Consider the following 3449-nt stretch of genomic DNA (forward strand, 5'->3'; position numbering starts at 1 on the left):
CGGCGTCTTCGCGGTGATGTTGTTAGTCGTTTTCGGCGTCTGGTATGCGAAAGAGAGGACGTTATCGATCCACAGTATCATCACCCTGAAACGTGAAGCGTTTTACTGGACCGCGATTCTTATCACCTTCTCGCTGGGTACGGCGGCAGGCGACTGGGCGGCGGAGGGACTGGATCTCGGCTATCTCAACGCCGCCACGATGTTCGGCACCATGATCCTGATGACGGCGGTAAGCTACTATGTGCTGCGCGCCGACAGCGTGCTGTGCTTCTGGATTGTGTATATCCTGACCCGCCCGTTCGGCGCCTCCTGCGGCGATCTGCTGTCGCAACCCTCGGCCAACGGCGGTATGGGGCTTGGCACCACCGGCACCAGCGTGCTGTTCCTGCTGGCAATCATCAGCCTGATTGGCTACCTCACCTACCGGGGAAAAATCGAGGCGCTGGAATCAGAATCCCGTTGACCCAGGGCTTTTCCGGAGGCATCGTCGCACAGTGACATAACGGACTATCAGGCTATGAGAATACTGCTGGTTGAAGACGATGCGATGGTCGGCGAAGTGCTGGAAAGTTCGCTGAAAGATGCCTCCTATGCCGTAGACTGGGTGAAAAACGGCGACGACGCCCTTAGCGGATTCGCCGCGCAGCCCTATGATGTGGTGCTGCTTGACCTCGGTTTGCCTGGCAAGGACGGGTTTGCGGTGCTCGATGGACTGCGGCGCAAAGACGCCGCGGTACCGGTACTGATTCTGACCGCCCGCGACGCCCTCGCCGACCGCCTGAAAGGGCTCGACGGCGGGGCGGATGACTACATCCTCAAACCCTTTGAAATGAGCGAGTTGCTGGCCCGCATCCGGGCGGTGACCCGCCGCAACAGCGGCAGCCGGAGCCCGGTAATGAGCAACGGTATTATGGCGCTCGATCCGGCGACCCACGAGGTATGCCTGCTCGCCAGCGAAGAGCGGTTCTTGCTCTCCAACCGGGAGTATGCCTTGCTCGCCGCGCTCATGCAGCGCCCGGGCGGGATCCTCTCCCGTCGCGACCTGGAGGACAGCATCTACGGCTGGGGTGAAGAGGTCGAAAGCAACGCCGTCGAGTTTTTGATCCATGCTCTGCGAAAAAAACTCGGGCGCGAGGCGATTAAAAATATCAGGGGAGTCGGATGGCAGGTCTCAAAAAACGGATAACAAACTCGGTACAGCTGCGCTTATCGGCGGTGTTGTGCATCGCCATTTTCGCCACCGCGCTGGTCAGCGGCGGGTTTGCGTTCTATTTTGCCCTCGATGAAGCCCACGAGCTACAGGACAACACCCTCGACCAGGTGGCCTGGATAATCAAGTACACCCCCGGCACTGATGACGAACGCAACAAAATGGGCCAACGTCTGGAAGGCGATAATGACGCCCAAATCTTCGTCGAGTACATCACCGCCGACGGTAAACACACCCAAGATTCCAACATCGCCTTTCACCTTCGCCCGCCGCTCAAAGAAGGCTTTCAGGATATTGTGACCGACGGCGGCGCGTACCGCGTGCTCGTCCATTCACTGACGCCGCAGATGTGGGTAGCCATTGGCCAGCCGACGGATGTACGCAACGAAATCGCCTTCGACAGCGCCATCCGCACGCTGATCCCGTTCGCCCTGCTGCTGCCCGTCCTGCTGCTGGTCACCACCGACCTGATTAAAAAAGCCTTTCGTCCGGTGATCCGCCTTGCCGATGACGTGCATCGCCGCGACGAGCAGGACCTCACGCCGCTGGCGGAGCACACCGTGCCGGATGAAATCCGCCCGTTCGTCAACGGCATCAATAAGCTGCTTGGCAAAGTGGACGGCGCGATGCAGACCCAGCAGCGCTTTATCGCCGATGCGGCCCACGAGCTGCGCACGCCGCTTACCGCGCTCTCACTCCAGGCGGAGCGGCTGGCAGGGTCGGAGATGTCCCCCGAGGCGCAGTCGCGGCTCAACGCCCTTCGTCAGGGGCTAAAACGCACGCACCATCTGCTGGAGCAGCTGCTGGCGCTCGCCCGGGAGCAGCAAACGCCGTCCGAACAGGCCCGAGAAACGGTGGCGGTCGACGCGGTTTTCAGGCAGGTAATTGAAACCCTGCTGCCGCTGGCAATGGATAAAAACATCGACATCGGCGTCGCCGAACCGCTACCGGCCAACACGCAGATCCTGACCGACAAAAACACCCTCTGTACGGCGCTGAAAAACCTGGTGGAAAACGCCATCCGCTATGTGCCGGAAAACGGCCAGGTCGACCTGCGTCTGACGCTGAGCGAGAGCGGTGCGGTAATTGAGGTGGAGGATAACGGTCCGGGGATTGATGCCAGCAAACGTGAACGGGTGTTTGACGCCTTTTACCGACTGGAAGGCACCACACAGCCAGGATCGGGCCTTGGGTTATCCATCGTGAAAACCTGCGTGCACCGCCTCGGCGGCACGGTCACCCTGCATCCGGCAGCACATTTCGCCACCGGGCTACAGGTAAGAATTACCCTGCCTGTCACACCCGGGGAGCAGTTAGCATAGGCCGGGCATCACGGTACGACATCACAAAAAGTTATCGGCATCTTTATTGAAAAACACATGTTTATCGCATTTTAGGTATTACCCTTAATGCGAAAACAGGCATAGATTTGCTCTCCTGTTAGGTTGTTTACACAACCTATAAGATCACAAAACGCTATGCCTGTTTTTTACAAGGGTTACTCATCCCCTTAACAACAACCGCCTCCATTCTTATTGTTGTTGTTATTGTTGTTGTTGTTGTTGTTGTTGTTTCCGCCGCCGCAACCGCCGCCGTTATTATTGTTGTTGTTATTATTATTGTTGTTGTTACCGTTGCCGCCGTTGTTGTTGTTGTTGTTGTTGTTGTTGTTGTTATTGCTCATGATTAATCTCCTGTTTTGTTTTTACGTGTAATCCCGACAGGCATAGAGCTTGCCAGAAGGATAACAGAGGTAATAACGGATATATTGGTTAGTGAACAGTATGGTAAGTAATAATCATCTATGATGATTACTTTTTGGTGTTGTTATAAGCAACACAAAATATAACTTAGCAGGTGATTTTTTATTTGCAACAATGCTCCTCTGGTTTAATGATGAGATTCAGTTGTTACTGTTGTTTTTCCTGTAAAAGAATAGCAAGTAGCCTCCGAAAGAACCGGAGGCTTTAGAATGACACCTTGGTTTGTCTACGTTCCTTTCACGGTTTTCAGCTATACGGGAATAAATTCCCACGTATCTACTGATCCAGCACTGTCGGCAGGAATGAGATATACACTTTCTGCTCCCGTTGATGAGAGGTAACTGTTTTGGCAACGAATTATTCCATTTTCATTCGCGAAAGCGAGGGGGGGTAAATATTCCATGCCAGCCAAATAAAGAGGATATCTCTCATTGGGTTGTGGCGATCCCGCCGGAACGATCGAGGCATCAATTTCG

4 protein-coding genes and 1 pseudogene are annotated in these 3449 nt (G+C 55.0%); 3 read left to right on the top strand and 2 right to left on the bottom strand.

Features of this window, described 5'->3' with window-relative positions:
- From JO226_RS05075 to JO226_RS05085, 3 genes and pseudogenes are all read left to right on the top strand, one after another.
- A pseudogene (locus tag JO226_RS05075) lies at positions 1-463 on the top strand (hypothetical protein); the annotation flags it as partial.
- A 54-nt stretch (positions 464-517) separates the two neighbouring features.
- Positions 518-1186, top strand: a complete 669-nt coding sequence (locus tag JO226_RS05080) for a response regulator transcription factor (RefSeq protein WP_293494183.1) — start codon at positions 518-520, stop codon at positions 1184-1186.
- The gene (locus JO226_RS05085) at positions 1162-2532 is read left to right on the top strand and encodes an ATP-binding protein (protein WP_293494186.1); all 1371 of its coding nucleotides are present in this window, start codon (positions 1162-1164) and stop codon (positions 2530-2532) included. The genes JO226_RS05080 and JO226_RS05085 overlap by 25 nt, the downstream gene beginning before the upstream one ends.
- 188 nt (positions 2533-2720) lie before the next feature.
- On the opposite strand, the gene JO226_RS05090 is transcribed toward JO226_RS05085, so the two are convergent.
- Positions 2721-2894 carry a hypothetical protein gene (locus JO226_RS05090; RefSeq protein WP_293494189.1) on the bottom strand — a complete coding sequence of 58 codons (174 nt, stop codon included), beginning with the start codon at positions 2892-2894 and terminating at the stop codon, positions 2721-2723.
- A gap of 329 nt (positions 2895-3223) precedes the next feature.
- Positions 3224-3449, bottom strand: a 226-nt coding sequence (locus JO226_RS05095) for a hypothetical protein (RefSeq protein WP_293494191.1), incomplete at its 5' end; no start/stop codon positions are given.

The sequence above is a fragment of the Pluralibacter sp. genome (assembly GCF_019237635.1).
Lineage (GTDB): Bacteria > Pseudomonadota > Gammaproteobacteria > Enterobacterales > Enterobacteriaceae > Enterobacter_B.

What these genes read in the sequence shown, in the direction of transcription:
- JO226_RS05080 (WP_293494183.1), top strand. Translation starts at nt 518, where the DNA reads ATGAGAATACTGCTGGTTGAAGACGATGCGATGGTCGGCGAAGTGCTG.
- JO226_RS05085 (WP_293494186.1), top strand. Translation starts at nt 1,162, where the DNA reads ATGGCAGGTCTCAAAAAACGGATAACAAACTCGGTACAGCTGCGCTTA.
- JO226_RS05090 (WP_293494189.1), bottom strand. Translation starts at nt 2,894, where the DNA reads ATGAGCAATAACAACAACAACAACAACAACAACAACAACAACGGCGGC.